The organism is Arthrobacter sp. NQ4 (genome assembly GCF_029077345.1).
Lineage (GTDB): Bacteria > Actinomycetota > Actinomycetes > Actinomycetales > Micrococcaceae > Arthrobacter.
In genome coordinates this window covers 241,908-268,709 of sequence record NZ_JARETC010000002.1, presented here as the reverse complement: position 1 = coordinate 268,709, position 26,802 = coordinate 241,908, and the positions used below count along the sequence as shown (strand labels likewise).

The following is a 26,802-nucleotide window of genomic DNA, read 5'->3' as shown; positions in this document are numbered from 1 at the left end:
CAGGGCATGGGGATTCTGCTGCGAACGCGCGCCGCCGGGGACATCGAGCAGATGGACCGCACGGACTGCGATGAAAAGCTCCTGGACAATACCTACCGGCAGTTTTGGGTCATCAACCGGGTGTTGTCCGGCTGGCGGGGCCTGTACAACAGGGAGCTGCGCACCATGGTCAAACCGGACCAAAGCCCCGTGACCGTCCTGGACATCGGGTCCGGCGGTGGCGACCTCGCCGTCATGCTGGCCCGCTGGGCAGACCGGGACGGCATGACCATGCACGTGACCGGCATTGATCCGGATCCCCGCGCTGCCGCCTTCGCCGGCCGGCGCGCCCCCATGCCCGGCGTCGAATTCCGCCAGGCGCACAGCGGCGACCTGGTCCGCGAAGGTGCCAGGTTCGACGTCGTGATCTCCAACCACGTGCTGCACCACCTCCAGTCACGGGAGCTCAAGCAACTGCTGGCAGATTCGGAATCCCTCGCCGGACACAAGGCGCTGCACAACGATCTCATCCGCAGCACCATCGCATTCTCCCTCTTCGGTGTGGCCGCCCTCCCGTTCCGGAAATCCTTCATCCGGGAAGACGGGCTGACGTCCATCCGCCGCAGCTACACCCGTGCCGAGCTTGCCGCAGCCGCTCCCCCGGGCTGGTCCGTGGAGCACTCATCGGTCTTCCACCAGGTCCTGGCCTGCCGGAAGGGCTGAAATGGATGCCGATGTCCTGATCGCCGGCGGCGGTCCCGTGGGCCTGTACCTGGCGGCCGCGCTGCTGCAGGAAGGCGTTTCGGTAAGGGTCTTTGAGCAGCGGCAGCAGCGGGACCGGCATACCCGGGCCATCGGCATCCACCCGCCGGCCCTGGAGGCCCTGGCCGCCGTGCACGTGGCCTCTGCCATGGTTCAGGAGGGTGTCCGCATCCGGTCCGGCATGGCGGTCAGCCGCGGGAAGACGGTGGGCACCATGGCGTTCGACGACGTCTCCAGGGACTTTCCGTTCGTGCTGGCACTCCCGCAGTACAGGACGGAGCAGCTCCTGGAAGAGCGCGTCCTCGCCCTGGACCCCGGGGCAATTGTCAGGGGTGCGAAAGTCACCGGTGTCAGGGACGACGCCGGTACGGTCACCGTCGCGGTGGATGCCGGCGCGGGTGCCACGGCTCCCGGCCGCAGTGCGACGGGGGCTTTGCTGGTCCTGGCCGACGGTGCCCGGTCACGGCTGCGGGATGCGCTCGGGGTCCCGATGGTCCGGAAGACGTATCCCGACCACTACCTCATGGGGGATTTCGACGACGGCACGGACTACGGGGACAAAGCTGTCCTGTTCCTTGAACCGGACGGAATCGTTGAGTCCTTCCCGCTGCCCGGTGGCGTCCGGCGCTGGGTGGTGCGGCTGGGCGCCCCGGCCGGACCGGCGGCAGGGGCCGGCCACCTTGCGGAGCTGGTGCACCGGAGGACCGGGATTCGCCCGGATCCGGCCACGAACTCCATGCTCAGTGCCTTCAACGTGCAGTCCGGAATCGCCCAACGGACCGTCGCCGGACGGACGGTGCTGCTCGGCGATGCCGCCCATGAGATCAGCCCCATTGGTGGCCAGGGCATGAACCTCGGTTGGCTGGGCGCCCGGGACCTGGTGCCGGTGGCCTGCGCGGCACTGGCCGGTGAAGATCCGGGCACTCAACTCAGGCACTTCGAGCAGAGCCGGCGGCGGGCTGCCGTCCTGGCCCGCCGGCAGGCCGAAATCAACATGATGCTGGGCAGGCCGCTGCCGGGCCCGCTCCTGCGGATGCGTACCGCCGGTGTTGCCGCGGCCGCCGCAATTCCGGCAGTGAACCAGTGGGCCGCCAGGCGTTTCACCATGAACTAGTGGCCGCACCACCGACCGGTTTGCCGGGTTACCGGAAGTAGCAGTCGTAGCTGTCCTGGCTCACGATCACGCCGTTGCTGACCTCAAAGACGGACGAGGTCCTGGCCCGGATTGTCTCGCCGCGGTCCCAATACCGCAGATCCATCAGCACTGTGGCAGACCAATCCGCCTCCACCACCACCCGGGCGCCTTCACATGTGGTCCGCCGGACAGTGAACTGCTGGTCCTCCACCACGTCGCGGCTCTGGTCAGCACCGGCCAGCACCGCCGCCAGCGTCCGCGTGGAGCCTTCCGGGGCCAACAGGTGCGGTGCTTCCGTCAGCACGAACTCTGCAGAGAGGAACGGCCGGATGTCCGCCGCCCCGCCACCCGATTCGAGGACCCGGATGAATTCAAGGACGTGTTCCAGCGGGGACGCTGCAGGGAGCGGATCTTCAGCCATGGAGTAGACCCTACCCAACGTCCCCGCCCGCCCTCCGCCAGTAGGCTGTCCCCATGACCCAGACTGTTCCCCCAACCACCGCCGGCGCCGGCCAGATCCGTGAGATTGTCGAGCGGATCCTGGCCGCCGGATCCCTCCCGCCCATCGTCCAGGCCGGACACCCGGCGCTCCGCCAGCGTGCCGCGGACTTTGACGGCCAGCTGTCAGCGGACCAGCTGGACCGCCTGATCGGGATCATGCGGCAGGTCATGCACGAAGCGCCCGGCGTGGGCCTTGCCGCGCCGCAGCTGGGCATCCCCCTGCGGCTCGCCGTCCTGGAGGACCAGTTCGACATCGATCCCGTTGCCGCTGCCCTGCGCAACCGGAGTCCGCTGGATTTCCTGGCCATCCTCAACCCCCATTACACGCCGCTTGGGGAGGAGCACGCGTCGTTCTATGAGGGCTGTCTTTCCCTCAATGGGCTGCAGGCGGTGGTGGCGCGTCCGGAGGCCGTGCTGCTGGAGTACATAACACCCGACGGCGCGGCGAAGCGGCGTGAGTTCTCCGGCTGGCAGGCGCGCATCGTGCAGCACGAGACGGACCACCTCGACGGCATCCTGTACATAGACCGCGCCCAGCTTCGCTCTTTGAGCAGCAATGCCGAATACGCAGCGCACTGGGCAGAAGCGGGCATTGACAAGGCACGGGAAGGGCTGGGTTTCGACGACGGGCCTGCGGGGATCTCCCTCGGCTGACGGTCACCGCCTCCCTCCGCATGCAGGGCGGGCAGGGCTGCATACCCGGCCCGCCCTAAACTGGTTCCCATGCCTTCCGCGGACCTTCCCCTCCTGTGCCCCGTCTGCTCACATCCGCTGGAGTACCTGGAAGCGGAGGCCACGCGCCAGCCGCGCCTGGTGTGCCCGTCCGGGCACAGCTTCGACGCCGCGCGCCAGGGCTACTTCAACCTCCTGGTGGGCAAAGGCACACCTTTCGAACCGGACAGCGCCGCGATGGTGGCGTCACGGTACGCCTTCCTGGGGAACGGGCACTACGGGCCGCTGCAGCAGGCCCTGGCCTCCGCAGTCGTACCCGTCCTGCGGCCGGAAGGCGCGGTGGTGCTTGACTCGGGAACGGGGACCGGACACTATCTGCGGGCAATCCTCGATGCTGCAGCTGCCGGGGGGCGGAAGGCGTCCGCCATTGGCCTGGACATCTCGAAATTCGCCCTCAGGCGGGCTGCCCGCCTCAACCCGGAAGCCGTGAACCTGGTGTGGGACATCTGGCGGCCGCTGCCGGTGGCGGACAACTCGGTGGACGCGGTCACCGTGGTCTTCGCACCGCGGAACCCCGCCGAGTTCGCCCGGGTCCTGCGACCGGAGGGGGTGCTGGCGGTGGTGACACCGCGGCCCGGACACCTGGCGGGCATCGCGGCCGTGACCGGAATGCTTGGCATTGAAGAGGGCAAGGATGAGCGGCTGGCAGAGGCGCTGGCCGGGCACTTCGAGCCCGAAAAGGCCCTGGACGTGGACATACCGCTCAAGCTTGGCCGCGCGGCCGCCGCGGACCTGGCGTTCATGGGACCGGCGGGCCACCACCTTGACCGGGACAAGATCGCCGCCCGCCTCGAAGACTCACCGGAACCGGTGGAAGCCGACGCAAAATTCAGGCTGTCCGTGTTTCGGCCTACTGCCCACGGTGCCCCGTAACGACTTGGCCACTATCCCCCGGCACCCGCTGTGAACCGGCCCACAGGCCAGGTCCGCGGACTAGGATGAAAAGACAGTTGCTGGCGGGTCCGCGGACGCGGCTCCCCCGTGACGAAGGGGGAAGCAGGAATGTTCGAATGGCTTGGGGAAAACTGGTGGGCGTTGTGGCTCACGGCTTTCCTGGCGTTTGCAGTGATCGAGATGATCACCCTTGACCTGTTTTTCATCATGCTTGGCGGCGGATCGCTCGCCGCACTGGTAGCCGATTTTGCCGGCGCCGAGCCCTGGCTCCAGGTAGTCATCTTCTGCATCGTGTCGCTGCTCATGGTGGCCTTTGTCCGGCCCGTGGCACTGTCCCACCTGAAGAAGGGCCCCTCCGAGCAGCGAACCAACGTGGACCGTCTGATCGGTGAGCCGGCCGTGGTGATGGAGGCCGTGACGTCCGACGGCGGCCTGGTGAAAATCGGCGGCGATATATGGAGTGCGCGCTCCGCTGCGGGAGTGCTTCCCGCAGGACAGACGGTGGTCGTAGCGGCCATCGACGGCGCAACAGCAGTGGTTTCGGTACCGCCCACGGCGGCCACCGGGCCTGATACAGCCTGACAATTGGGGAACAAGGAGTTGTATGGAAAACGCAGGCGGAACCGCACTGGCCATCGTGCTGGTGGTTCTGATCGTCTTTGTCATCATAGTTTTGGTCCGGTCCGTCCGGATCATTCCGCAGGCCCGCGCCGGTGTTGTTGAACGGCTCGGCAAGTACCAGCGGACACTCAATCCGGGCCTGACCATCCTGATTCCTTTTGTGGACCGGCTCCTGCCGCTCCTGGACCTGCGTGAACAAGTGGTGTCATTTCCGCCGCAGCCGGTCATCACCGAGGACAACCTGGTGGTGTCCATCGACACGGTGGTCTACTTCCAGGTGACGGACCCGCGGGCGGCCACGTATGAAATCGCCAACTACATCCAGGCCGTGGAACAGCTCACCACCACCACCCTGCGCAACGTGGTGGGTGGCCTCAACCTGGAGGAAGCCCTCACGTCGCGGGACCAGATCAACGGACAGTTGCGCGGCGTCCTGGACGAGGCCACCGGCCGCTGGGGCATCCGCGTTTCTCGGGTGGAACTGAAGGCCATCGATCCGCCCCACTCCATCCAGGATTCCATGGAGAAGCAGATGCGTGCCGAACGCGACCGGCGCGCAGCAATCCTCACGGCCGAGGGCACCAAGCAGTCGGCCATCCTCACCGCCGAGGGGCAGCGCCAGGCGTCCATCCTGGCCGCAGAGGGCGAAGCCAAGGCTGCCATCCTGCGGGCGGACGGCGAATCGCAGGCCATCCAGAAGGTGTTCGACGCCATCCACAAGGGAAACCCGGACCAGAAACTGCTGGCTTACCAGTACCTGCAGACGCTGCCCAAGCTCGCAGAAGGCTCCGCCAACAAGCTCTGGATCATCCCGAGCGAAGTCGGGGAAGCCCTGAAGGGCATTGGCAACGCCCTCGGAGGCACCAATGCGGAAGGCACAGCCGGCGGCACGCTCTTCCAGGACGCACCCACCGAACGCGCCCAGCCATAAGCTGAACGGGAAACGGGGAGGGCTTGGCGGTTGACGCCAAACCCTCCCCGTTTTGTTCCAACAGTGATAACCAACGTATAATTGGGTATTTGTCCGGCAGGAGACTACCAGCTGGAACAACCAAGCTTCGCAATGCGTTGAATCCTATGATGCAGCACAGTGCACAAAGTAGTCCGGCGGTGCCACGGCGCCACCGGCTAGCGCGGAGATTTCATCCGCGAACCGACCAGAGGGAGAAATCATGAGCGATCGCAGCCTGCGGGGCATGCGCCTTGGTGCGCAGAGCATGGAGACCGAGTCCGGAGTTGAGCCGGCTCCGCGCCAGCGGGTCGAATACCGTTGCGCGGATGGCGAGCAGGTCTTCGTCACGTTCTCCTCCGAGGCGGAAATTCCTCCGGTGTGGGTCTCCAAGACCGGTAAGGAAGCGCTCCTGGTTGACGGCGAAAAGCCGGACACCAGCAACGACAAGGCAGTCCGCACCCACTGGGACATGCTGCTGGAACGCCGCTCCCTGCCTGAACTCGAACAGATCCTCGAGGACCGCCTGACCATCCTGCGCGAACGCCGCGGAGAGCGCCGCTCGGCATAAGGCCAACCGCCAAAAAAGGGGGCGGCCCCGCACCAAGGTGCGGGGCCGCCCCCTTTTTTGGCACCGCCCGGACATCGTCAGCGGCGGCAGTACCGCGAGGCTATGCCTGCTTGTTCTTCAGCTTTCCGGCCAGCGTGTTCCAACGCGCGGCCAGACCCCATCTGGTGACGTTGATCATGGCTTCGACCACGATGTTGCCGCTCATCTTGGATGCGCCGAGCTCCCGTTCGACGAAAGTGATGGGGCGTTCCTCGATGCGCAGGCCCAGTTTGGCCACGCGCCAGGCCAGGTCCACCTGGAAGCCGTAGCCCACAGAGTCCACCTGGTCCAGGTTGAGCTTTTCCAGGGTGGTCCTGCGGAACGCGCGGTATCCGCCGGTCACGTCCCGGATCGGCAGGCCCAGCATCAACCGGGCGTAGGTGCTGCCCACCCGGGAAATCGCCTGGCGGTACAGCGGCCAGTTGACCACGCTGCCGCCGGGGACCCAGCGCGAGCCCATGGCCAGGTCTGCGCCCTGTTCCACGGCTTCAAGCAGTTGGGGAAGCTGTTCCGGCTGGTGGGAACCGTCTGCATCCATTTCCACCAGGACGTCGTAGCCGGCATCCAGGCCCCACTTGAAACCGGCGATGTAGGCAGCGCCCAGGCCTTCCTTGCCCTTGCGGTGCAGGACGTGGACTTGGGAGTCCTCGGCAGCGAAGCCGTCGGCAAGTTGGCCGGTGCCGTCAGGGCTGTTGTCATCGACCACCAGCACGTCCGACGCCGGAACGGCCTTCCGCAGGCGCTGGAGCGTCTTGGGCAGCGATTCCAGTTCGTTGTAGGTGGGAATGATCGTAAGGACGCGCACAGAGGGCCTTTCCTGGTGGAAGTGGTCGGTGCACCTGGTGCCGGGCATGCCGGCCGCAGGCGCAACTCCCCATTATAGGGCGGAGGATTCCCGGGTCAGGAACGCAGGGCCGGGCTGGCGAACAGTTCGGCACCGTCTTTTACGGTTTGCAGGCATACCGGGTCTGAGCCCGTGTCCAGCGCCGGCAGCAAGGGGGTCCTGGCGCGCGGATCGGTGCTCCAGGACTGAACGCGCCCGTCAGCCACCTGGACCATCAGTTCCTCCACCTCCCATACGGCAAAACTCGCGGGAGCCCCGGGCACCAGTTGCCCGGCCATGGGGTTCGGGTGCCGCGCGGCCCGCCAGCCGGCCCGGGTGTGGCCCAGGAAGGCTGCCCGCGCAGAAATACGCTGGTCCGGGTTGTGGTGTTCCACGCAGGCGCGCACGCTGGACCAGGGACGCAGGGGCGTGACGGGGCTGTCGCTGCCGAAACAGACGGGAACTCCGGCCGAGTAGAACGCGGCGAACGGATTCATCGACCGGCTTCGGTCCCCCAGCCGCTGCTCGTAGAGGCCACCGGGGCCGCCCCAGGCAGCGTCGAAGGAGGGCTGTGCGCTGACGGTCACGGAGTAGTGCGCCAGTCTGGCCACGGCTTCGGCATCGGCCATCTCCACGTGCTCAAACCGGTGGCCTGCGGCGCGCACCCGCTGCTCCCCCACTTCCCTGGCGGCAAGGTCCAGCGCTTCGAGCGCAGCATCCAGTCCGGCGTCACCAATCACGTGGAACCCGCCCTGGATCCCGGCAAGGGAGCAGGCGGCAAGGTGGGCTGCTGCCTGGTCCACGCTCAGGTACAAGGTGCCGCGCTCCTGTCCGGCATCGCTGTAACCGGCGCGCAGGGCGGCGGTGCGCGAGCCCAGGGAACCATCGATGTTCAGGTCTCCTGCAAGGCCCCGGACTCCCGCCCCCAGCTCTGCCACCAGCGCGCGGGCCTGTTCCTCGGAGGAGACCAGCCCGCCCCAGTACGGCATGACTTCGGGAAAAAGGGGCTCCCCGGTTCCGGCGGCGTTCCATGCTGCCGCGAGCCGCAGGTCTTGGGCGCCGCCGATGTGCGGTGCACCCATTTCGGCCAGGGCGACGTAGCCGTTGGCGGCCGCTTCCGCCAGGGCCCGGGCCTGGAGCCGCTTCAGCTCATCCTGCGGCAGTTGCCGGGTCGCCAGCCGTGCTGCCTCGTGGGCGGCCCGCGTCACCCGGGCGCCGCCGTCGTACCCGTCCCGGTTCTGAAGGTCCGCGGACTGTGCCAGCGACGTTGACACCAGCGCCGAGTGCACGTCCACACGGGAGAGATAGACCGGCCTGCCTCCAGCGGCCCGGTCGAGTTCTTCTGCACTGGGCAGGGCCGGGTCCGCCCAGGTGGCCTCGTCCCAGCCGTGGCCGAGCACCGGTCCATTCCCGGCGGCCCCGGCGACTGCGTCCAGCACTTCCCGGGCCGACTTGAGCGTTCCCAGCTGGAGTGACTCCAGGGCCATTCCGGTTTCGGTCAGGTGCATGTGTGAGTCAACGAAGCCCGGCGCAACCAGGGCGCCGCGGAGGTCGATGACTTCCATGGAGCTGTCGGCAATGGACGAGGCCGCCTGCTCCGATCCGACCCAGGCAACAGTGTCCCCATCCACAAGCATTGCCGTGGCGAACGGGTCAGCCGCGGTGTACACGGATCCGTTGCGGTACAGCACCGGGGCGGGACGGTCGGCGTTGCGGGGTGCGGGATCAGGGCGGGGCATAAAGGCAGGACTCCTGGGATAGTGCAGGCCAGTTGCAGCCGGCAAGAGGTGAGGTGTGACTAGAGGACGGACGAGTAGGCCACGACGCCGCGGCGGATGAGGTTGATCGCTTCGGCGCAGAGCCGTGCCAGGCGCGGATCGAGGCCGGGGATCTTGGCGAGCTGGTCCAGCAGGTCCACCACCTGCTTGACCCAGCGGACAAAGTCACCGGCGGCAAGGTCAGTGCCGCTCAGGACGTCCTGGAGGTGGCGTCCGCGGGCCCACTTGTACAGGGGCCAGACAAGTCCGAGTTCAGGTTCGCCGGTCAGCGGAAGCTTGTTCTCCTCCTCCACGTCTTCAAGGACGGACCATTCCTTGACCACGATGTCCACGGAGGTCTCCAGGGAGACGCTGGGCATGCGCGGCCGCAGGCCCCGGTCTTCGCGTTTGGCCTGGTAGACCAGCACGCTGGCCAGGGCAGCAACTTCGGCGGCGTCCAGGTCATCGAACGCGCCCAGCCGCAGCGACTGTGAGATCAGCAGGTCCTTCTCGCCGTAGATCCGGCGCAGCCGCTGGCCGTCCGGGCTGATGTTCAGGCGGCCGTCGCCGGTGTCCTCCAGGTATCCGTAGGCGGACAGGACATCGCACACGCGGTCGAAGGTTTTGGCGATCGTGTTGGTGCGGCCCTGGATCTGGCGGACCAGGCCATCCGTTTCACGCCGCAGCTTCCACCACCGCTCCGACCACCGGGCATGGTCTTCGCGTTCGCTGCATCCGTGGCAGGGGTGTGCCTTGAGGGCCCGGCGCAGTTCGGCGATGCGCCGCTCCTGGTTTGGAAAGGCGGCTCCGCGGCCGAAATCGTGGTTGCGGTTCTGCCCGGGAGCAGGCGGCCGGTTCTCGCGCAGGGCGTTCCGTGCGCTGGAGGCAAGGTCCCGCCGGGACTTGGGCACCTTGGCATTGAAGGATTTGGGAATGCGGATTCGGGTAACCGGCGCGATGGGTCCTTCCAGGTCGTCGGTTCCTATCCGGCGCAGCTGGTTGTCCAGGGTGAGCACGGCAGGCCGGGGTTCGCGGCTGCTGTGGTCAGAGCTGAGGACGACGGCGGGCCCCGGGGCGCGCCCGCCGGGAACGTTGACCACGTCCCCGGGCAGGAGGCGCGCCAGGGAGTCGTCACTGAGTGACTTCTGGACCCGTGACTTGGTCCGGGAGGTGGCACTTTCGGCATCGGAAAGTTCCCGGCGCAGCCGGGCATATTCCGTGAAGTCGCCCAGGTGGCAGGTCATGGACTTGGCGTAGCCCGCAAGGGACTCCTCCCGGCTCCGCACTTGCCTGGCAAGCCCAACCACCGAGCGGTCGGCCTGGAACTGGGCGAAGGACGATTCGAGGATTTCCCGGGCCCTGGCACGCCCAAACTGTGCCAGGAGGTTGATGCTCATGTTGTAGGTGGGCCGGAAACTGGAGTTCAGCGGATAGGTTCGCCGCGACGCCAGGCCTGCCACCCCCGTCGGGTCCGTCCCCGGCTGCCACAGCACCACGGCGTGGCCCTCGACGTCGATGCCGCGCCGCCCGGCCCGGCCGGTGAGCTGGGTGTACTCGCCCGCGGTGATGTCCACGTGGGCTTCCCCGTTGAACTTGTCCAGCTTTTCCAGGACCACCGAGCGGGCGGGCATGTTGACGCCCAGGGCGAGGGTCTCAGTGGCGAAAACAGCCTTGACCAGGCCGTCGGCGAAAAGCTTTTCCACCACCTCCTTGAAGGTGGGCAGCATGCCGGCATGGTGGGCTGCGAAACCCCGGAGCAGGCCGTCCCGCCATGTCCAAAAACCCAGGACGTCGAGGTCGTCCGGCGGGATGTCCTGCCCGGCCTCGTCCACCCGCTGGGCGATGATCCGCTGCTCCTTCTCTGTGGTGAGCCACAGGCCCGAACCGACGCACTGCGCCACGGCCGCTTCACAGCCGGCACGGGAGAAGATGAAGGTGATGGCAGGCAACAGGTCCATCCGGTCCAGGCTGGCGATCACCTGCGGACGGCTGGCGGGGCGGACCCCGGTTTGTTCGCTCCTGCCCGGGCGGTCATAACCGTTGCGGCCGCGCTGGCCGCGGCGGCCGGCGCCGGGACGGCTGCGGAAGCTTTGCTGGCTTTCGCTGCGCGCAACGGTGAGGAGGTCCGGGTTGACGTCAAAGCCGCGGCCCTTGGCGGTGTCGACGGATTTGCCGGCCGTGGCAGGCTGCCGGTCCTCTTCCTCGACGGGCGGGGCGATCTCGTCGAAGGTGGTCTCCCCGGCGAACAGGTCCATGATCTGCCGGCCCACCATGACGTGCTGCCACAGCGGCACCGGCCGGTGCTCGGAGACGATGATGTCGGTGTCCCCGCGGACGGTGTCCAGCCAGGCGCCGAACTCCTCGGCGTTGGAGACGGTTGCACTGAGCGAGGCGACCTGGACCTCGCTGGGCAGGTGGATGATGACTTCCTCCCACACTGCCCCGCGGAACCTGTCGGCGAGGTAGTGGACCTCGTCCATGACTACGTAGCCGAGGTCCTCCAGGGTGGCAGAATCCGCGTACAGCATGTTCCGGAGGACTTCGGTGGTCATCACCACCACCTGCGCGTCGCCGTTGATGCTGGTGTCGCCGGTCAGGAGGCCCACATTTTCTGCACCGTACTTTTCGCTGAGTTCAGTGAATTTCTGGTTGCTGAGGGCTTTGATGGGGGTGGTGTAGAAGGCCTTCAGGCCCCGCTGCAGGGCGAGGTAGATGGCGAACTCCCCCACGATGGTCTTCCCGGCTCCGGTCGGGGCCGCCACCAGGACTCCCCTGCCTTCCTGAAGCGAACGGCACGCCTGCCGTTGAAAGTCGTCGAGTTCGAACTCCAGGGTCCGGATAAAGGACCCAAGGTACGTGGCCGCCTCTGCCCGGCGCTCGGCGCTGGCACGGTATCTCTCGGCTGGAGAAAGTTCTTCAGGATCGACGGGGCCGGTGGAGAAGGGTCCGGTGGTGGAGGACATACCCCAAGCCTAGCGGCACGCTACAGCTTCTTGAGTTCACTGCCGGGGGTGGCGATATCGGCTGTGGCCTCGGTCTCTTCGACCTGCCGGGCCTGCCGGCGTTCGCGGCGTTTGTCGTTCATGATGCAGATGCCGATCGCTGCAAAAAAGAGCGCCAACAGCGGTCCGGCCAGCATGAACATCGAAATGGCATCAGCACCCGGCGCTGCGATTGCTGCCAGGACAAACACCAGGAAGACCGTGATGCGCCAGGCCTTCAAGATGGTGCGGCCCGAAACGATACCCGCCATGTTGATGCCAACCAGCACCACGGGGACCAGGAAGGCCAGTCCCAGCATCAGCACCATGCGGGTGACGAATTCGATGTAGGTCCTGGCGTCGATGACGCTGGAGGACCCCTCCGGAGTGAACTGGGTCAAGGCGTGGACCACCTGGGGAACCACCAGCCACCCCACCCAGATTCCGGCAAGGAACAGGGGGATGGCAGCAGCCATGTAGCCCAGGGTGTAGCGGCGTTCCTTGGACGTCAGCCCGGGCGTGATGAACGCCCAGAGCTGGTAGATCCAGATGGGGCTGGAGATGACCGCCCCGATGAGGAGCGACATCTGCAGCTTGAAGTCGAAGGGCGACGCGATGGTGCCGAAGTTGATGGCCGCCAGGCCCCCGGTCTCACTCGAAATCCGGTTTACCGGTTCGGCCAGCGCCTTCAACAGCGGATCGTAAAGTATCCAGCCCCCAATACCGCCGATGACGACGCCGATGGCCGACTTGATCAGCCGGTTCTTCAGCTCCTTGAGGTGCTCCCAGAGGGACATCCGCCCCTCGGGATTGGCTTTACGGGCCCGCGACAGTGCCACGGGAGGTCAGGCGCGGTTTGACGGCGGAACGTCAGTGCCGTCTGTCGGCTCACCGGGCTTCGCCTTGGGGTGGTTCACGATGGTGCCTTCCATCGGGCCGGTGGCCTCGGTGGAGTCGGCTTTGCCGTCGTTCTTCATTTCCTTGACCTCGGACTTGATGATCCGCATTGACTGTCCCAGGCTGCGGGCCATGGCCGGAAGCTTGGGGGCGGCGAAGAGAAGCAAAGCAACGACGATAATGATTACGATCGGCCAGGGGCCATCAAAGAGTCTTCCCACGGGAAATCCTTTCCTCTAAATACATCCTACTTCTATGTGAAGTCGAGATCTCCGAGCGCCTGCGGCTGGCCCCGGTCCTTTTTGCGCTGCACTCGCCGGCGGCGGCGGTCTTCGCGCCGGGCCAATTTGGATGCCTCGTAATCATGTCGCATCACGGCGGGTGAGGCAAAAACGGCGGAACCCGGGAGCGGCCGTTCCGGGTCCGGGGATTCCTGCGCTTCGACCGGATTCAGGTGCCCCAGCTTCTCACCGGCAGCGCTGAGGTCCTTAACGGTCGCCATGAACTGGCGGAAGAGACGGATGCCCAGCAGGACATAGAACAGCAGGGACACTGCGACGAGCGCAACCCATATGAGAATCCAGGACCACCAAGGCATGCTGAGAAGTCTATCCGGCGTACCTGTCCAGTGATGCCGCCAGCCAGTCCCGCGCGGCGTCAGCCAGCCCGGCAGGAGCCAGTATCCGGGCCGAACCGCCGTGCTGGGCCACGAACATCGGCAGCCACGCGGTGCTGCCGAACCTGATCTGGGCCACCAGCCCGCCGTCGGGCAACTCTGCGGTGCGCTCGGCGTAGTAGTCGTCCGCCAGCCCCCTCCCCTGCCGGGTGAGCTGGACGGTGACTGTTGTGTCGTCGTCGTTCGCTGTGAAGAGTTTGGCCGGAACGCCGCCATCGGGCGGCCCGTGCACGGTGGCGGGCCGGCCATTGGGGCGCACGTCCTGGACCCGGTCCAGCCGGAAATTCCGGAGCCCGTCCACCAGGTGGCACCAGGCTTCGAAGTACCAGGTGTTGTCCAGGGAGTACAGCCGCAACGGGTCGACGTCGCGCTCGGTAACCTCGTCACGCTGGGGTGAGAGGTAGCTCAGGTGGAGCTGCGCGCCGGTCCCGATTGCCTGGCGGACCGTGGCATGGGTCGCGGCGTCCGCGGGAGCCACCTGCGGCCCCGCGATGGAGGCGGCGCGGAGTCCTTCCTCCCCGGCCGCGGCCAGCAGCTTCAACGTGACCGATTCGAGGGCGCCGCCGCCGGGCAGGTCCGGCAGCCCATTGAGCGTCTCAAGGCCGGTCAGCAGGGCGCACGCCTCCGCCACCGTGAACCGGACCGGCTTCTTCAGGTCAAGGTCCTGGGTGATGAAGACGTGGTCGTCCTCCCACTGGATATCGAGCAGATCATCCGGGTACCCCTCGGGCAATCCGGAGCAAATGAGGATCCGGAGGTCTGCCTCCAGCTCTTCCCGGGTGACGCCGAAGTGCTTCGCCACGTCCTGGATGTGCAGGCCCTGGTTGTGGACCAGGAACGGGACCAGCTGCAGCATGCGCTTGAGCTGGTCCTCCGAGGTCCCCTTCCGGGCTGCCCGGGGACGGGTATCGGAGAAGGCGTAGGCGGGGACGGGCGCGGCGGTGAAGTCCGCTGCAGCCTGCAGGCGGCGCCGCACTGCCCCTGCCAGCTCTGCGGGCTCCACTGCCAGGGCGTCGGGTCCGTAGCTGGCCAGCTCTTCGGCGAGGACTTCCGGATCGCGGTATTCCACGACCAGCCGGTCGTCGCCGTCGGCGGGCCGGCCGGGAACCTGGTGCCGGCCGCCTTCAACGGCCCGGCTGCGCAGCGCCAGCAGGCGCCCCTGCCTGACGTCCACGACGGCGGTGCGCAGCGGCAGTTCAGGCAACCGGTCCAGTTCGGCGCGGATGCTGAAGTTGGCGGGCGGAACGTACTGCTCCCTGTCGAGGGTTGTCACGGCGCTCGTGAAGCGGGACAGGCGGAAATGCCTGGGCGCGTTTCGGCCGCGGTCGTAGCCCATGAGGTACCACTGGCCGAACCGGCTGCCCAATCCCCAGGGCTCTACAGACCGTTGCTCCTCCTTGCCGGTGCTTCCGGCGAGGTACGTGAAGGTGACTGGATGGCGGGCGTGCATGGCCGCGACGATGTCATCGAAGGCCTGTCCGGCCGGTTTGATCCGTGGCTGGACGCCGGCCGGGAGTTCCACCTCGGCCAGCCTTCCTGAGGCCTGGAGCTTGCGGAGGGCGCTTTGGGCAGCGGTCCCCAATGCGGCGCGCTCCCAAAGTTGGGAAGCGAGCAGGAGGACCGTCCATTCGTCCGGGCCCAGCTGGACGTCCGGGAGGCGGCTGGACTCCTTGCCGATGCGGTACCTGGTGGTGGCCGGGTCATCCTCGCTCCAGCCCAGGTCCGTCAGGGTTTCCACCTCGAAGCCCATGGCCCTCAGGTCGTTTTTGTCCCGCTCGAACATCCGCCCGAAGGCGACGTCATTGCTGGAGGTGTCGTGGTAGACCTTCTCGCGCAGTTCGCTGCGGCGCAACCCGTAGCGGGTGTTGAGCAGCGCAATAAGCAGGTTGAGGAGTCGTTCAGTGCGGGATACGGACACCTTGGTTACGTTACTAAACTCCCCCGGTGAAAGCAGAAAGCGCGGCAGCGCGGGAGGTTGTCCTCCCTGCTGCCGCGCTTCACGGTGCGATCAGTTTCCGCGTGTGCCGTCGACTTAGCGGACGGCGACGAGGTCCACGACGAAGATCAGTGCCTCGTTGGGGGCGATGGCTCCGCCGGCACCGCGCGAGCCGTAGGCCAGCTCGGAGGGGATCTCCAGGCGGCGGCGGCCGCCGACCTTCATGCCCAGGAGGCCCTGGTCCCAGCCCTGGATGACCTGGCCGACGCCGACCCGGAAGTCCAGCGGTGCGCCGCGGCCCCAGGAGGCGTCGAATTCTTCGCCTGTGGACCAGGCAACGCCGACATAGTGGGTGGAGACGGTGTCCCCTGCCTTGGCTTCCTTGCCGTCACCCTCGATGAGGTCCGTGATGACGAGTTCCGTGGGGACGTCGCCTTCCGGGAAGTCGATCTCGGGCTTCTGGCGGTCGAATTCCCGCTGTCCAAACGACATGCTTGCTCCTATTGAGTGAGTGGTGATGTGTGCCGCGAAGGACGCGGCGTCCCTGTAAGTCTTGCTACTTGACCCCGAGGATGTCCACTACGAAGACCAGGTCGCCCTTCGCCTGGCCCTGGCCGGCGTCTCCGTAGGCCAGGTCCTTGGGGATGACCAGCAGGACGCGGGAGCCCACGGTTTTACCCGCGAGGCCCTGGGTCCAGCCCTTGATGACGCCCGAGAGCGGGAAGGTGGCGGGCTGGCCGCGGTCGAAGCTGGAATCGAACTTGGTGCCGTCGGAGAGATTGACGCCAACGTAGTTCACAGTCAGCGTGTCGGATTCCTTGACGGTGGCGCCCGTGCCCTTGATCAGGTCCTGCGACACGAGTGCCGTGGGGGCGGGTGCACCTGCAACGTTGATCTCAGGTACGCCGTCTTTTTCCGTCACAGTCGGCAGGCCGGCCGGCGGCGTCACGGCGTCGCCCTGCGGCTTGTCCAGGACCGGAGTGGGGTCCGAAGCGGAGAGTACCTTGATGATCAGCAGCTGGGTGGGTGCAGCTGCGGCACTGGGGCTGGGGCTGGCGCCGTCGGAGGGGCTGGGGCTTGCCGAAGGAGCACTCTGCTGGCCGGGGACGGCCAGGGCAAGGCTTGAACCTACTTTGGCACCTACGAAAGCGTTGTAGATGACGGCGCTGCCGGTTTTGAGCTCATCGTTCAGCTCAAGGCTTTCAGGCTCGTTGGGGAAAGTGTCCTCCAGCTGGGAACCGTCCGTACCGTTCAAGGCAAGGATGGAGATCTTGGCCACCTGGTTTGCCTTGACGGTGTCGCCGCTGCCTTCAGAGACCACTTTGATGGTCGGCTGGGAAACGGCCAGGGGCTTGTCGAAATCCACACCCGGGGCCTTCTTGTCCCCGTTGTCGGTCAGCTTGAGGGAGTCGAACTTTGCAGTCTCCCCGGCGGACTGGCTGCTCGGCTGGGGCTGCGGGGCTGTACCGCCGCAGGCGGTCAGGAGCAGCAGGCCGGGAAGGAGGATTGCTAGTAGTCGGCGCACGTAGTAAAACTTTCGTCGGGGCAGGGTGGAGACGGCTTTCCGCCAGGCGGCGGACAATGCCGTGGGAGGCCCCCTTAAAAGGGACCTTATCAAGAATAGACCCTGAAGCTGGACGTCAGCCCGGAGCCGATCAACCCATGGAGTCCAGCAGCGCATCCACCCGCTCGTCGACGCTGCGGAAGGGGTCCTTGCACAGGATTGTCTGGTGGGCACGGTCGTTGAGTTTCAGGTGCACCCAGTCCACGGTGTAGTCCCGCCCCAGTTCCTGGGCACGCCGGACAAAGTCCCCGCGCAGTTTGGCGCGGGTGGTCTGTGGCGGCGCATCGACGGCACCCTTGATGACGGTGTCGTCGACAATGCGGCGCACCGCACCCCGGGACTGCAGGAGATAGAAAAGCCCCCGGCTGCGCGAAATGTCGTGGTACGTCAGATCAAGCTGGGCGATCCGCGGCGCCTCCAGGCCCAGGCCGTGGCGTTCGCGGTAGTTGTCCATCAGCTTCTTCTTGATGGCCCAGTCGATTTCGGTGTCGATCCCCCGGGTATCGCCGGACTCGATCGCATGGAGCGTCCGCTCCCACAAGTCCAGGATCACGGGAACGTGCGGGTTGTGGGCGCCATGCTCCTTGACGAAGGCGGTCACCTTGGTAAAGTACTCCTGCTGGATTTCCAGGGCGGTGAGCTGACGTCCGTTGGCCAGGCGGACCAACGCGCGGCCGCTGAGGTCGTGGGAGATTTCCCGGATGCTGCGGATGGGGTTTTCCATCCGCATGTCCCGCATGATCACGCCAGCCTCGATCATCCGGAGGACCAGGTCCACGGTGCCGACCTTCATCAGCGCGGTGGCCTCGGACATGTTCGAGTCCCCCACGATGACGTGGAGCCGCCGGTAGAACTCGGCGTCGGCATGCGGCTCATCCCGGGTGTTGATGATGGGCCGGGAACGGGTGGTGGCGGAAGAGACGCCTTCCCAGATGTGGTCGGCCCGCTGGGAGAAGGCATAGGTGGCACCGTGGGGCGTCTTCAGGATCTTCCCTGCGCCGGCGATGAGCTGCCGGGTGACCAGGAAGGGAATCAGGATTTCAGCCAGGCGGGAAAATTCCCCGCGCCGCGGAATCAAGTAATTTTCATGGCTGCCGTACGAGTTCCCTGCGGAATCGGTGTTGTTCTTGAACAGGTACACGGTGCCGTTGAAGCCTTCAGCAGCAAGGCGCGCCTGGGCCTCATCCACCAGGTCGTCAAGGATGAGTTCGCCGGCACGGTCGTGGGCGATCAGCTGCGCAAGGTCATCGCACTCCGCCGTCGCGTACTCGGGGTGGGATCCGACGTCGAGGTACAGCCGGGAACCGTTGGTGAGGAACACATTGGAGGAACGCCCCCAGCTGACCACCTTCCGGAACAGGTACCGCGCCACCTCCTCCGGGGCAAGAGGCCTCGAGTCGGGGCTCGAGTAGGAGATCCCAAACTCGGTTTCGATGCCGAAGATTCTCTTGTCCATGTGGTCCTCCTAGGCCAGCAGTGCTGTGATGTCCGCGTCGTTCAGCCTGCGGAAGGCACGCCGGGTGCCGCGGGAGCTTTCGGACAGCCGGTCCAGGACGGCCACTTCCAATGCACTGGGCGGCAACGGCGCCGCGGGCTGCTCACCCTCCTGGACGGGCGTAAGTCCCTTGATGGCCAGCCGGACGGCGTCGGCGAAGCCCAGCGAAGCCTGCCATCCTGCATCGATGGCCGATGACACTTTCTCAGCTTGTCCACCCATGACGACAAAGCTGTGCTCGTCGGCGATCGAGCCGTCGAACGTCAGCCGGTAGAGGTGGTCCTCGGCCTGCGAGGACCCTACTTCGGCAACGGCGAGTTCCACCTCGAAGGGCTTTTGCTCGGCGGTGAAGACAGCGCCCAGGCTTTGGGCGTACACACTGGCCAGGCCGCGGGCGGTGACGTCCTCGCGGTCGTACGAGTATCCGCGGACGTCGGCGTAGCGGACGCCGGCCTGGCGGAGGCTTTCGAATTCGTTGTACTTGCCGACGGCGGCGAACGCGATTTTGTCGTAGATCTCGCCGATCTTGTGCAGGGATGGCGAAGGGTTCTCGGCTACGAGGGCGATCCCGTCGGCGCAGCTGATGACAACCACTGAGCGGCCGCGGGCGATGCCTTTCCGCGCGAAATCCGCGCGGTCCTTCATCAGTTGTTCTGGTGAGACATAGAACTGCTGGGTCATCTCAGGCCTCCCGTCCGGCGATGGTGCGCGCTTCGATCACGCTGCGCGACGCAGCCGCGAGTTCCGGCTCGGGCACCCGCCGGGCGCCTGTCCTGTCCACCGTATAGACCACCGGCCACAACTGCCGGACCGTGTCCGGGCCGCCCGTTGCGGAATCGTCGTCGGCAGCGTCATACAGCGATTCGACCGCAACGGAAAGGGCCTGCTCGGCCGTGAGATTGGGCCGCCAAAGCTTCTTCAGCGCACCGCGCGCGAAGACGGAGCCGGAGCCGACGGTGTGGTGTTCGTGTTCCTCGTACCTGCCGCCGGTGACGTCATAGGAAAACAGCCGGCCGACGCCTGCGCTGGTGTCGAAACCGGCGAACAGGGGCACCACTGCAAGGCCCTGCAGGGCCAAGGGAAGGTTGCCCCTGATCATGGCACCCAGCCGGTTTGCCTTGCCTTCAAGGCTGAGCTGGGTTCCTTCTATCTTTTCGTAGTGCTCAAGTTCAACCTGGAAAAGCCGGGTCAGGTCAATTGCTATGCCGGCTGTTCCGGCAATGCCGAGGACGGAGAAGTGGTCAGCCGGGAAGACCTTCTCGATGTGCCTGCTCGCAATGACGTTCCCCATGGTTGCCCGCCGGTCGCCCGCCATCAGGACGCCGCCGCCGTAGCTCATGGCAACGATGGTGGTGGCATGGGGAACCTGAACCGGGGCAGCCACCGACGCACCACCCTGGAGGGACCGGCTGAAAGGCAGTAGCTCAGGCCGGTCCCGCTGCAGGTGCTCGGTAAAGGACGAGGTGGCGTTGGCGGCTACCTGGTTGGCGGTTGATTCCTGCACTCATCACTCCTTGAACGTGGTACTTCAACGTCGGTACAGATCCCGGCCGTCCGCGGCTTCCGCCACCCAGCCGTCCGGGTTATTGGCCGCCCTTTTGGACGAATGCCCGGACGAACTCCTCGGCGTTGGATTCCAGGACGCCGTCGATCTCGTCGAGAAGGTCGTCCACGCCTTCGGTCGATGCCGATGCCTGTGCCTCGGGCGGTGCCGGGGGTGCCTCGGGGATGTCTTCGTCGACCTGGCTGTCCCGTGACTGCGGCTGCTGCTGCTCCTGGCCTGCCATTGGTTTCCCTCCTTCTTCCGTCGGTGGATCCGGCGGATCCTCCGATATGCCCATCCTGCCACGGGACGGGCGTTCCGGCGCGGTTTACGCCGCAGGCGGAGTGCTGTTGTGTCCCAGCAGTTCGCCGAGGAACGGTCCCGCTTCCCGGTAGCGTTCGAACAACGCTCCGGTCAGTGCTTTGGTTCCCCTCAGTGGCTCCCTGGTGGGCACGCGCTGGAGCCTCCCGTAGCCGGGCACGTCGAAGATCACCGAGTCCCAGCTGGCGCCTACAACGTCCTTGCCAAAGCTGCTGATGCACTTTCCCCGGAAGAACGCCCGGGTATCGGCCGGAGGCTCCGCGACGGCAGCGGCAATGGCGGAATCATCAACGACGCGCTGCATCCGGTTCCGGGACAGGAGCCGGTAGTAGAGGCCCTTCTCGGGCCTGATGTCGGCCCACTGGAGGTCAACCAGGCCCAGCCGGGCGTCGCTCCACTCCAGTCCGTCGCGCTGGCGGTAGCCGTCCAACAGGGAAAGTTTGGCCAGCCACTCCACGGAGGTGGCGGCCGCAGCCCTGTCACTGTCGAGCTGGGTCAGAACCGACGCCCACCGTTCCAGGACCTCATGGGTATGGCCGTCGCCGTCCACGGCGTCACCCACTCCGGTGTCCTGGGCGAGCTTTGCTGCGGCCTCGTGGTACATCCACTGAAGGTCCAGGGCCGTCACGCGCCTGCCGTCCAGCAGGCGAAGCCTGGCGGTCAATGAGGTGTCGTGGCTTACCGTCTTGAGTGCTGCGACGGGCTCGTAGACCTCGATCTTGGGAGCGAGCCCGGCCTCGATGAGGCTGAGGACAAGGGCGGTAGTGCCGAATTTGAGGTAATTGGACACCTGGCTGAGGTTGGCGTCCCCGATGATCACGTGCAGGCGCCGGTATTTGTCCGCTGTGGCGTGGGGCTCGTCCCTGGTGTTAATGATGGGCCTGCGGATGGTGGTCTCCAAGCCCACCTCGGCCTCAAAGAAGTCGGCCCGCTGGCTGATCTGGAAGCCCGGGGTGGAGCTGTCCTGGCCTATTCCCAACCGGCCGGCCCCGCACACCACCTGGCGGCTGACGAAGAACGGTGTCAGCCCCCGCACGATGTCTCCGAACGGTACTGACCTGGGCATCAGGTAGTTCTCGTGCGAACCGTACGACACGGATTTGTTGTCCGTGTTGTTTTTGTAAAGGTTGACCGGCGGCAGCGCCGGATCCGCGGCCAGCCGGCGAACGGCGGCGAGACCCACCAGATCGCCGGCAGCGTCCCAGGTCACCGCGTCACGGGGATTGGTGACCTCCGGGCTGGAGTACTCGGGATGGGCGTGGTCGACATACAGCCGGGCCCCATTGCCGAGGACCATGTTCATCAGGAGGGTCCCCGATTCATCCTGCCCGTCGAGCTCCAACTCCTCGCGGCCGTATGCAAGGGCCACCGCCTCCGCGTCGAGCACCGGAGGCTGGTCGGTCAGCTGGCTGGGATGGGCGGCACCGCGGTCCACGGTCCAGCCCCGGGCATCGTGCAGCGGCTCTTCATCCGTGTAGTCCCACCGGGTCTCCGCTCCGCCGGCCGCCCGCTGGCGGGTGACCTGGGCGTAGGCCTGGACCACCCGGGCGCTCATCATAGTGGCGTTGGCGGAAGGGGCGGACGGAGCGTGGATGCCGTACTCGGTTTCGGCTCCCATGACCCGCATGGCCCCGCCCGCGGGGAGGGCTTCCCCGCCGGCGGATCCGTGTGAACCCGTCACAGATACTGTCCTGTGGTGGGCATGGTTTCGATGGACTTGCCGGGCTCCTGGCCGGCTTTGCCCTGCACAATGGTCCGGATATAGGTGATCCGTTCACCCTTCTTACCGGAGATGCGTGCCCAGTCGTCAGGGTTGGTGGTGTTGGGCATGTCTTCATGCTCACGGAACTCGTCCACCACCGCCCGCAGCAGGTGCTCGATCCGGAGCCCCTTCTGGTGTGAGGTCAGCAGGTCCTTGATGGCGTACTTCTTGGCCCGGTCCACCACGTTCTGCACCACGGCGCCGGAGTTGAAGTCCTTGAAGTACAGCATCTCGGTGTCACCGTTGGCGTAGGTGACCTCCAGGAACTCATTGGACTTGTCCGTGGAGTACATGGCTTCCACGGTGCGCTGGACCATGGCGTCAACGGTGGCCTGGACGTCACCGTTGTGTTCGGCGAGGTCCGATTCGTGGAACGGCAGGTCCGGCGTGATGTATTTGTTGAAAATATCGGCCGCTGCCTCCGCGTCAGGCCGCTGGATCTTGACCTTCACGTCCAGCCGTCCCGGACGGAGGATTGCGGGGTCGATCATGTCCTCGCGGTTGGACGCGCCGATGACGATCACGTTGTCCAGGCGTTCCACACCGTCAATCTCACTGAGGAGCTGGGGCACGATGGTGGTTTCGACGTCGGACGAGATGCCGGTGCCGCGGGTGCGGAACAGCGAGTCCATTTCATCGAAGAACACCACCACGGGGCTGCCGTCGGAGGCTTTTTCCCGGGCGCGGGAGAAGATCAGGCGGATGTGCCGCTCCGTTTCACCGACATACTTGTCCAGGAGTTCGGGCCCCTTGATGTTCAGGAAGTAGCTCTTGAGGTCCACGTTCCCGGAGCGCTCGGCGGCGCGGGCAGCGAGGGAGTTGGCAACGGCCTTGGCAATGAGCGTCTTGCCGCAGCCCGGAGGGCCGTACAGGAGGATGCCCTTGGGGGCTTTGAGGCCATGCTCCCGGTAAAGGTCCGGGTGCAGGAAGGGCAGTTCCACGGCGTCGCGGATCTGCTCGATCTGGGGGCCGAGGCCACCGATGTCCTCGTAGGTGATGTCCGGAACTTCCTCGAGGACCAGGTTCTCCACCTCTGAGCGGGGCACCTTCTCCAGCGCGTATCCGGTCCGTGAATCCACGGACAGGGCATCGCCAACCCGGAGCTTCTCGGACAGGAGGGCACCGGAAAGCCGCACCACGCGTTCTTCGTCCGCGCGGCCCACCACCAGGGCGCGGTCACGCCCCAGCATTTCCTTCAGGGTGGCCAGTTCACCGGCGCGTTCGTAGCCCAGGCCCGCGACGATCAGGAGGGCTTCGTTCAGCAGCACTTCCTGGCCCACGGAAAGCTGGTTGATGTTCACCAGCGGGCTGATGCCCACGCGCATCTTTCGGCCCGCGTTGAAGATGTCCACCGACTCCTCCGTGGCGGCCTGGCCGCTGTTGCCCGGAGCCGGCTGCCGTTTCGGGTTGATCTGGAGGATGGTGCCGAAGCTGTAGGGCGGCTGCCCTTCCTGGTCCAGGGCATTTTTCAGCCGGAGGATCTCCGCCTTTGCGGTTTCGAGCATGCTGACCAGCTTGGAGTTGTTCTGCGTTGCCGCTGCCAACTGGCGGTCGATGTGCCTGAGCTTGTCCCGAAGTATGTTGACCTGGCGGTCAGCAACCGAGAGGTCGTTGGCGGCAGACTGCTCTGCCGGTGTACGTCCGGAGTCCTGGTTTGGTGTCTCCATGATGTATCAGCCCCTTCCTGCGCTTCTCTTAAGACATTAGTCCCAAGAGGGCGGGTAGGGATGGAGACTCCCGAAATGTGGACTAGTTCGTAACCTCGGGGTTGTCCACCACGTTGGTCCCGGCGATGGCGTCCCGGGCGGCGCGCCGGAGTTTCTTGTCCGAGACAGCCCGCTCCCCTACCGCGCCGGGAGTCCAGGCGTTGACGTCCTCTTCGTTGAACTCTGTCTTTGACGGGCGGCGCTTGACCGAGATGCCGGTGACGCCGTCTGCGAGCCGCCGAGTGACCAGGAGGAATCCCGTGTGGGCCACCATGCGGTGGTCCGGGCGCACGGCGAGCCCTTCGAGGTGCCAGCCGCGGACCATCGACTCCCAGGCGTCGGGCTCGGTGAAACGGCCGTCGGCCCGGATGGCTTCCGCGGTACGGGAGAGCTGGGTGACCGTGGCGACGTAGTTGATCCAGACGCCGCCGGGGGCAAGCACCGTGGCGACGGCGTCGAGGCACTCCCAGGGTGCCAGCATGTCCAGGACGACGCGGTCCACGGAGCCCGGTTCCTCGGCCTTGACCACTTCGTCCTGGAAGTCGCCGAGGGAAATCTGCCAGGCGGGGTGCGGGCCGCCAAAGATGGTTTCAACGTTGCCGCGGGCGATGTCAGCGAACTCTTCACGCCGCTCAAAGGAGTGCAGGTAGCCGTTGTCCCCCACCGCGCGGAGCAGGGAAATGGACAGGGCACCGGAGCCCACGCCGGCTTCCACTACGCGTGCGCCGGGGAAGATGTCCGCCATGGTGACAATCTGGCCGGCGTCCTTGGGATAGACGACGGCGGCACCGCGCGGCATGGAGAGCACGAAATCAGACAGCAGGGGCCGGAGGGTCTGGTACTGCTGGCCCACGTTGTTCACCACGACCGAGCCGTCAACCTTGCCGATGATTTCGTCGTGGTTCAGGAAACCGCGGTGGGTGTGGAAGGCACCCCCGCGTTCCAGCGTGATGGTGTTCATGCGGCCGCGTTCGTCCGTCAGCTGGACGCGTTCGCCCTCCCGGAAAGGGCCCCGGCGACGGGCAGCGCCCACCGGCTGCGAGCCGCTGGCGGCAGCACCGGCTTGCGCTGCTCCCTTGGCGTCGTTGACGGCAGTTTCGCTGCTCATGATTCTTCCTCGCTCCTGTAAACCTGTTGTGCCGCGGCCCTGATGGTCCCTGGGGACGCTGGGCTTCCGCGGCAATGCACGACCGGCAGGTAACTCTACCGGGTCTGGCCCTGCGGGTGCCTATCGTTGCGGGGGCGCTTTCCGGTGATGGCTGCGAGGACAGCCTCCTGCGTCAGCAGCCCGGTGACCGTTCCGTTGTGGTCCACAACAGCGTAATGGCGTCCCTCAAGCTGGGAAAGGAACTGGATCAGCTCCTGCCCTTTGGACCATTCCGGAATGTAGGCTCCGGCAGCCAGGGGGAACGAAATGGCGGTGACGGGCGTGGTATCCGCCGCAGCGCCGGGTACGGATGCGAGGGCTCCCGGGTCCACCACGCCCTGCGGCCGTCCGTCCGGTCCGCAGACCACCACGGACTTTGTTCCCGCTGCGCCCAGGCGGAGGGCGTCCCGGACCGTGCCGGTGGAAGGAACGCCGGCAGCCGGCGTCGCCAGGGCTGCGGCGCTGACCAGCGGCAGCCGGCCGCGCAGCGTGCCCTGCTGGATGGACGCCGACGCGCCCATCCACAGGAACCCGCCCACCAGGATGGTGATCATGAGGAGGCTGAAGTCCGGCTGGTCACCGGCGAGGAACGGACGCAGGAGGAACCAGTAGGCAATGGCGAGGACGATAATCCGGCCGCCCCAGCCGGCCGCGACGGTTCCCTTTGCCTGGCTGCCGGTGGCCTTCCAGACGATGGATTCGACCAGCCGGCCGCCATCCAGCGGCAGGCCGGGCAGAACGTTGAAGACACCGATGAGGAAGTTGGCCCACATGAAGATGTTCGTGAGGATTTCGGCGACGCTTCCCAGGCTGTTCGTGCCGAGCAGCAGCCAGGCTCCGCCGGCCAGGACGAAGTTGGCGGCCGGCCCGGCCAGCGCAACCAGCACAGACCGTCCCGGTGAAGAGGTGAAGCTTTCGAACTGGGTGTGGCCGCCCCAAAGGTTCAGGACGATCTTTTGGGTCGGCCAGCCGTAGATTTTCGCCGTCAGGGCGTGGGCGAGCTCGTGGACGAGGACAGAGATGAGGAGCAGGACGGCGTAGGCAAAGGCCACGAGGTAGGCGCTCACGCCCAGCATGGGGTTGTTCCGCGCCAGAACCGGCCCATAGACGATCACCGTGAAGGCCGCGATCACGAACCACGAGTACGCGAGGACAATAGGCACGCCGGCGATGCGGCCCAGCGGAATGCCTTCACGCCGCGCCGGGCTGTCGGGTTTGGCGCTTTGCCGGGCATCCGGTTCAGCCACGGGCGTCACCGGTGGAAGCCGCGGGAGCGCCCGCGGCGCCGGGCTGCGGAAGCAAGGCCTCCAGTTCGGTGAGGCTGCGGCCCGAAAGGGTGTCCCAGAGCTCGTAGCTGTGGTGCTCAGGCAGCGGGACAATATGAGGCACGGCAACCGTGGCGACGCCGGAGGCTACGGCCGCAGCCACGCCGGGTACGGAGTCTTCGAGGGCTACGCAGTGGTGGATTCCGAGGTCGGGATCGTTCTCCTGCAGGAGCTCGACGGCGGTCAGGTACGCCTCCGGGTGCGGCTTGCCCTGGCTCACGGTGTCACCGGTGACTACGACGTCGAAGTACGGCCGGGGAAGGTTCGCCACCACCTCGCGGGCCAGCGGGCCCTCGGACATGGTGACCAGGGCGCAGCGCACGCCGGCGACGTGCAGTTCCTCAAGGAGTTCGCGGGCGCCAGGACGCCACGGCACTTCCTGCTGGACGCTGCTGATGACCTGCGCAGTCAGGGTGTCGATGATTTCGCGGATTTCCAGTTCGACGCCGGCCCGCTGGAGCAGGCCCGCGGAGAATGTCAGTGACTGGCCAACCAGCTGCATTGCCTGGTCATGGCTCCATGTTCCCCCGTGCGCCTCCACCAGCGCGTGCTCCGCGGCAATCCAGTATGGCTCGGTGTCCACGATGGTCCCGTCCATGTCCCACAGGACGGCTTTGAGCGGGGAACTGGCGGCAGGAAATGGCATAACGCCAGTCTACGGTGCGTGGCTGGGCGGAGGCTGTGGG

The 26,802-nt window shown here is 66.2% G+C and carries 26 protein-coding genes; 7 read left to right on the top strand and 19 right to left on the bottom strand.

All coding sequences use genetic code 11. The annotated features are described in order from the left end of the window. Positions 1-6: 6 nt before the first annotated feature. Positions 7-702 carry a class I SAM-dependent methyltransferase gene (locus PUN51_RS05055; RefSeq protein ID WP_275180136.1) on the top strand — a complete coding sequence of 232 codons (696 nt, stop codon included), beginning with the start codon at positions 7-9 and terminating at the stop codon, positions 700-702. Position 703: 1 nt separating this feature from the next. Next, positions 704-1,855 carry an FAD-dependent oxidoreductase gene (locus PUN51_RS05050; RefSeq protein ID WP_275180135.1) on the top strand — a complete coding sequence of 384 codons (1,152 nt, stop codon included), beginning with the start codon at positions 704-706 and terminating at the stop codon, positions 1,853-1,855. A gap of 28 nt (positions 1,856-1,883) precedes the next feature. On the opposite strand, the gene PUN51_RS05045 is transcribed toward PUN51_RS05050, so the two are convergent. Continuing rightward, positions 1,884-2,297 (bottom strand): nuclear transport factor 2 family protein, encoded by a 414-nt coding sequence (locus PUN51_RS05045; RefSeq protein ID WP_275180134.1) that lies wholly within the window; start codon positions 2,295-2,297, stop codon positions 1,884-1,886. Positions 2,298-2,350: 53 nt separating this feature from the next. On the opposite strand from PUN51_RS05045, the gene PUN51_RS05040 reads away from it, so the two are divergent. The 5 genes from PUN51_RS05040 (at position 2,351) to PUN51_RS05020 (ending at position 6,144) form a co-directional block, all read left to right on the top strand. Then, entirely contained in the window at positions 2,351-3,031 is a 681-nt protein-coding gene (locus PUN51_RS05040; protein WP_275180133.1) for a peptide deformylase, read from the top strand. Positions 3,032-3,100: 69 nt separating this feature from the next. Beyond that, positions 3,101-3,982 (top strand): methyltransferase domain-containing protein, encoded by an 882-nt coding sequence (locus PUN51_RS05035; protein ID WP_159631971.1) that lies wholly within the window; start codon positions 3,101-3,103, stop codon positions 3,980-3,982. A 129-nt stretch (positions 3,983-4,111) separates the two neighbouring features. Next, entirely contained in the window at positions 4,112-4,585 is a 474-nt protein-coding gene (locus PUN51_RS05030) for an NfeD family protein (protein ID WP_141160411.1), read from the top strand. A gap of 22 nt (positions 4,586-4,607) precedes the next feature. Beyond that, positions 4,608-5,555 carry an SPFH domain-containing protein gene (locus PUN51_RS05025; protein ID WP_275180132.1) on the top strand — a complete coding sequence of 316 codons (948 nt, stop codon included), beginning with the start codon at positions 4,608-4,610 and terminating at the stop codon, positions 5,553-5,555. 241 nt (positions 5,556-5,796) lie between these two features. After that, positions 5,797-6,144 (top strand): RNA polymerase-binding protein RbpA, encoded by a 348-nt coding sequence (locus PUN51_RS05020; RefSeq protein WP_026266052.1) that lies wholly within the window; start codon positions 5,797-5,799, stop codon positions 6,142-6,144. 100 nt (positions 6,145-6,244) lie between these two features. Here PUN51_RS05020 and PUN51_RS05015 read toward each other — a convergent pair whose 3' ends face one another. From PUN51_RS05015 to PUN51_RS04930, 18 genes are all read right to left on the bottom strand, one after another. Next, positions 6,245-6,988: a polyprenol monophosphomannose synthase gene (locus PUN51_RS05015; protein ID WP_275180131.1), complete on the bottom strand. Its 744-nt coding sequence runs from the start codon at positions 6,986-6,988 to the stop codon at positions 6,245-6,247. A 95-nt stretch (positions 6,989-7,083) separates the two neighbouring features. Further along, positions 7,084-8,745: an amidohydrolase gene (locus tag PUN51_RS05010; protein WP_275180130.1), complete on the bottom strand. Its 1,662-nt coding sequence runs from the start codon at positions 8,743-8,745 to the stop codon at positions 7,084-7,086. A 59-nt stretch (positions 8,746-8,804) separates the two neighbouring features. Further along, entirely contained in the window at positions 8,805-11,726 is a 2,922-nt protein-coding gene (locus tag PUN51_RS05005) for a DEAD/DEAH box helicase (protein ID WP_275180129.1), read from the bottom strand. 20 nt (positions 11,727-11,746) lie between these two features. Continuing rightward, positions 11,747-12,541: a twin-arginine translocase subunit TatC gene (gene tatC, locus PUN51_RS05000; protein WP_224026104.1), complete on the bottom strand. Its 795-nt coding sequence runs from the start codon at positions 12,539-12,541 to the stop codon at positions 11,747-11,749. 48 nt (positions 12,542-12,589) lie between these two features. Continuing rightward, the gene (tatA, locus tag PUN51_RS04995) at positions 12,590-12,862 is read right to left on the bottom strand and encodes a Sec-independent protein translocase subunit TatA (protein WP_275180128.1); all 273 of its coding nucleotides are present in this window, start codon (positions 12,860-12,862) and stop codon (positions 12,590-12,592) included. Between the two features lie 32 nt (positions 12,863-12,894). Continuing rightward, positions 12,895-13,239: a hypothetical protein gene (locus PUN51_RS04990; protein WP_159631978.1), complete on the bottom strand. Its 345-nt coding sequence runs from the start codon at positions 13,237-13,239 to the stop codon at positions 12,895-12,897. 10 nt (positions 13,240-13,249) lie between these two features. Then, positions 13,250-15,235, bottom strand: coding sequence for a helix-turn-helix transcriptional regulator (locus PUN51_RS04985; protein ID WP_275180127.1), 1,986 nt, complete (start codon positions 15,233-15,235; stop codon positions 13,250-13,252). 114 nt (positions 15,236-15,349) lie between these two features. Then, on the bottom strand, positions 15,350-15,745 hold the full coding sequence (locus tag PUN51_RS04980) for an FKBP-type peptidyl-prolyl cis-trans isomerase (RefSeq protein WP_159631980.1): 396 nt from the start codon (positions 15,743-15,745) through the stop codon (positions 15,350-15,352). A gap of 64 nt (positions 15,746-15,809) precedes the next feature. Beyond that, the gene (locus PUN51_RS04975) at positions 15,810-16,778 is read right to left on the bottom strand and encodes an FKBP-type peptidyl-prolyl cis-trans isomerase (protein WP_275180126.1); all 969 of its coding nucleotides are present in this window, start codon (positions 16,776-16,778) and stop codon (positions 15,810-15,812) included. Positions 16,779-16,908: 130 nt separating this feature from the next. Then, a complete protein-coding gene (pafA, locus tag PUN51_RS04970) occupies positions 16,909-18,273 on the bottom strand; it encodes a Pup--protein ligase (protein WP_275180125.1) in 1,365 nt (454 codons plus the stop codon). A gap of 9 nt (positions 18,274-18,282) precedes the next feature. Further along, positions 18,283-18,993 carry a proteasome subunit alpha gene (gene prcA / locus PUN51_RS04965; protein ID WP_224026100.1) on the bottom strand — a complete coding sequence of 237 codons (711 nt, stop codon included), beginning with the start codon at positions 18,991-18,993 and terminating at the stop codon, positions 18,283-18,285. A 1-nt stretch (position 18,994) separates the two neighbouring features. After that, complete coding sequence (gene prcB / locus PUN51_RS04960; RefSeq protein ID WP_224026099.1) at positions 18,995-19,816, bottom strand: proteasome subunit beta; 822 nt, start codon at positions 19,814-19,816, stop codon at positions 18,995-18,997. A gap of 79 nt (positions 19,817-19,895) precedes the next feature. Continuing rightward, entirely contained in the window at positions 19,896-20,099 is a 204-nt protein-coding gene (locus tag PUN51_RS04955) for a ubiquitin-like protein Pup (protein WP_015937113.1), read from the bottom strand. An 84-nt stretch (positions 20,100-20,183) separates the two neighbouring features. Further along, positions 20,184-21,803 (bottom strand): depupylase/deamidase Dop, encoded by a 1,620-nt coding sequence (gene dop, locus PUN51_RS04950; protein WP_275180278.1) that lies wholly within the window; start codon positions 21,801-21,803, stop codon positions 20,184-20,186. 50 nt (positions 21,804-21,853) lie between these two features. Further along, positions 21,854-23,605, bottom strand: coding sequence for a proteasome ATPase (arc, locus tag PUN51_RS04945; protein ID WP_159631983.1), 1,752 nt, complete (start codon positions 23,603-23,605; stop codon positions 21,854-21,856). Between the two features lie 82 nt (positions 23,606-23,687). Then, a complete protein-coding gene (locus PUN51_RS04940) occupies positions 23,688-24,752 on the bottom strand; it encodes a tRNA (adenine-N1)-methyltransferase (RefSeq protein ID WP_275180124.1) in 1,065 nt (354 codons plus the stop codon). 95 nt (positions 24,753-24,847) lie between these two features. Further along, complete coding sequence (locus PUN51_RS04935) at positions 24,848-26,038, bottom strand: site-2 protease family protein (protein WP_224026098.1); 1,191 nt, start codon at positions 26,036-26,038, stop codon at positions 24,848-24,850. Then, positions 26,031-26,762: an HAD family hydrolase gene (locus PUN51_RS04930; protein WP_370871774.1), complete on the bottom strand. Its 732-nt coding sequence runs from the start codon at positions 26,760-26,762 to the stop codon at positions 26,031-26,033. The genes PUN51_RS04935 and PUN51_RS04930 overlap by 8 nt, the downstream gene beginning before the upstream one ends. Between the last annotated feature and the right edge of the window lie 40 nt (positions 26,763-26,802).

What these genes read in the sequence shown, in the direction of transcription:
- PUN51_RS05055 (WP_275180136.1), top strand. Translation starts at nt 7, where the DNA reads ATGGGGATTCTGCTGCGAACGCGCGCCGCCGGGGACATCGAGCAGATG.
- PUN51_RS05050 (WP_275180135.1), top strand. Translation starts at nt 704, where the DNA reads ATGGATGCCGATGTCCTGATCGCCGGCGGCGGTCCCGTGGGCCTGTAC.
- PUN51_RS05045 (WP_275180134.1), bottom strand. Translation starts at nt 2,297, where the DNA reads ATGGCTGAAGATCCGCTCCCTGCAGCGTCCCCGCTGGAACACGTCCTT.
- PUN51_RS05040 (WP_275180133.1), top strand. Translation starts at nt 2,351, where the DNA reads ATGACCCAGACTGTTCCCCCAACCACCGCCGGCGCCGGCCAGATCCGT.
- PUN51_RS05035 (WP_159631971.1), top strand. Translation starts at nt 3,101, where the DNA reads ATGCCTTCCGCGGACCTTCCCCTCCTGTGCCCCGTCTGCTCACATCCG.
- PUN51_RS05030 (WP_141160411.1), top strand. Translation starts at nt 4,112, where the DNA reads ATGTTCGAATGGCTTGGGGAAAACTGGTGGGCGTTGTGGCTCACGGCT.
- PUN51_RS05025 (WP_275180132.1), top strand. Translation starts at nt 4,608, where the DNA reads ATGGAAAACGCAGGCGGAACCGCACTGGCCATCGTGCTGGTGGTTCTG.
- PUN51_RS05020 (WP_026266052.1), top strand. Translation starts at nt 5,797, where the DNA reads ATGAGCGATCGCAGCCTGCGGGGCATGCGCCTTGGTGCGCAGAGCATG.
- PUN51_RS05010 (WP_275180130.1), bottom strand. Translation starts at nt 8,745, where the DNA reads ATGCCCCGCCCTGATCCCGCACCCCGCAACGCCGACCGTCCCGCCCCG.
- PUN51_RS05005 (WP_275180129.1), bottom strand. Translation starts at nt 11,726, where the DNA reads ATGTCCTCCACCACCGGACCCTTCTCCACCGGCCCCGTCGATCCTGAA.
- tatC (WP_224026104.1), bottom strand. Translation starts at nt 12,541, where the DNA reads ATGTCCCTCTGGGAGCACCTCAAGGAGCTGAAGAACCGGCTGATCAAG.
- PUN51_RS04990 (WP_159631978.1), bottom strand. Translation starts at nt 13,239, where the DNA reads ATGCCTTGGTGGTCCTGGATTCTCATATGGGTTGCGCTCGTCGCAGTG.
- PUN51_RS04980 (WP_159631980.1), bottom strand. Translation starts at nt 15,745, where the DNA reads ATGTCGTTTGGACAGCGGGAATTCGACCGCCAGAAGCCCGAGATCGAC.
- pafA (WP_275180125.1), bottom strand. Translation starts at nt 18,273, where the DNA reads ATGGACAAGAGAATCTTCGGCATCGAAACCGAGTTTGGGATCTCCTAC.
- prcA (WP_224026100.1), bottom strand. Translation starts at nt 18,993, where the DNA reads ATGACCCAGCAGTTCTATGTCTCACCAGAACAACTGATGAAGGACCGC.
- PUN51_RS04955 (WP_015937113.1), bottom strand. Translation starts at nt 20,099, where the DNA reads ATGGCAGGCCAGGAGCAGCAGCAGCCGCAGTCACGGGACAGCCAGGTC.
- dop (WP_275180278.1), bottom strand. Translation starts at nt 21,803, where the DNA reads ATGCGGGTCATGGGAGCCGAAACCGAGTACGGCATCCACGCTCCGTCC.
- arc (WP_159631983.1), bottom strand. Translation starts at nt 23,605, where the DNA reads ATGGAGACACCAAACCAGGACTCCGGACGTACACCGGCAGAGCAGTCT.
- PUN51_RS04940 (WP_275180124.1), bottom strand. Translation starts at nt 24,752, where the DNA reads ATGAGCAGCGAAACTGCCGTCAACGACGCCAAGGGAGCAGCGCAAGCC.
- PUN51_RS04930 (WP_370871774.1), bottom strand. Translation starts at nt 26,762, where the DNA reads ATGCCATTTCCTGCCGCCAGTTCCCCGCTCAAAGCCGTCCTGTGGGAC.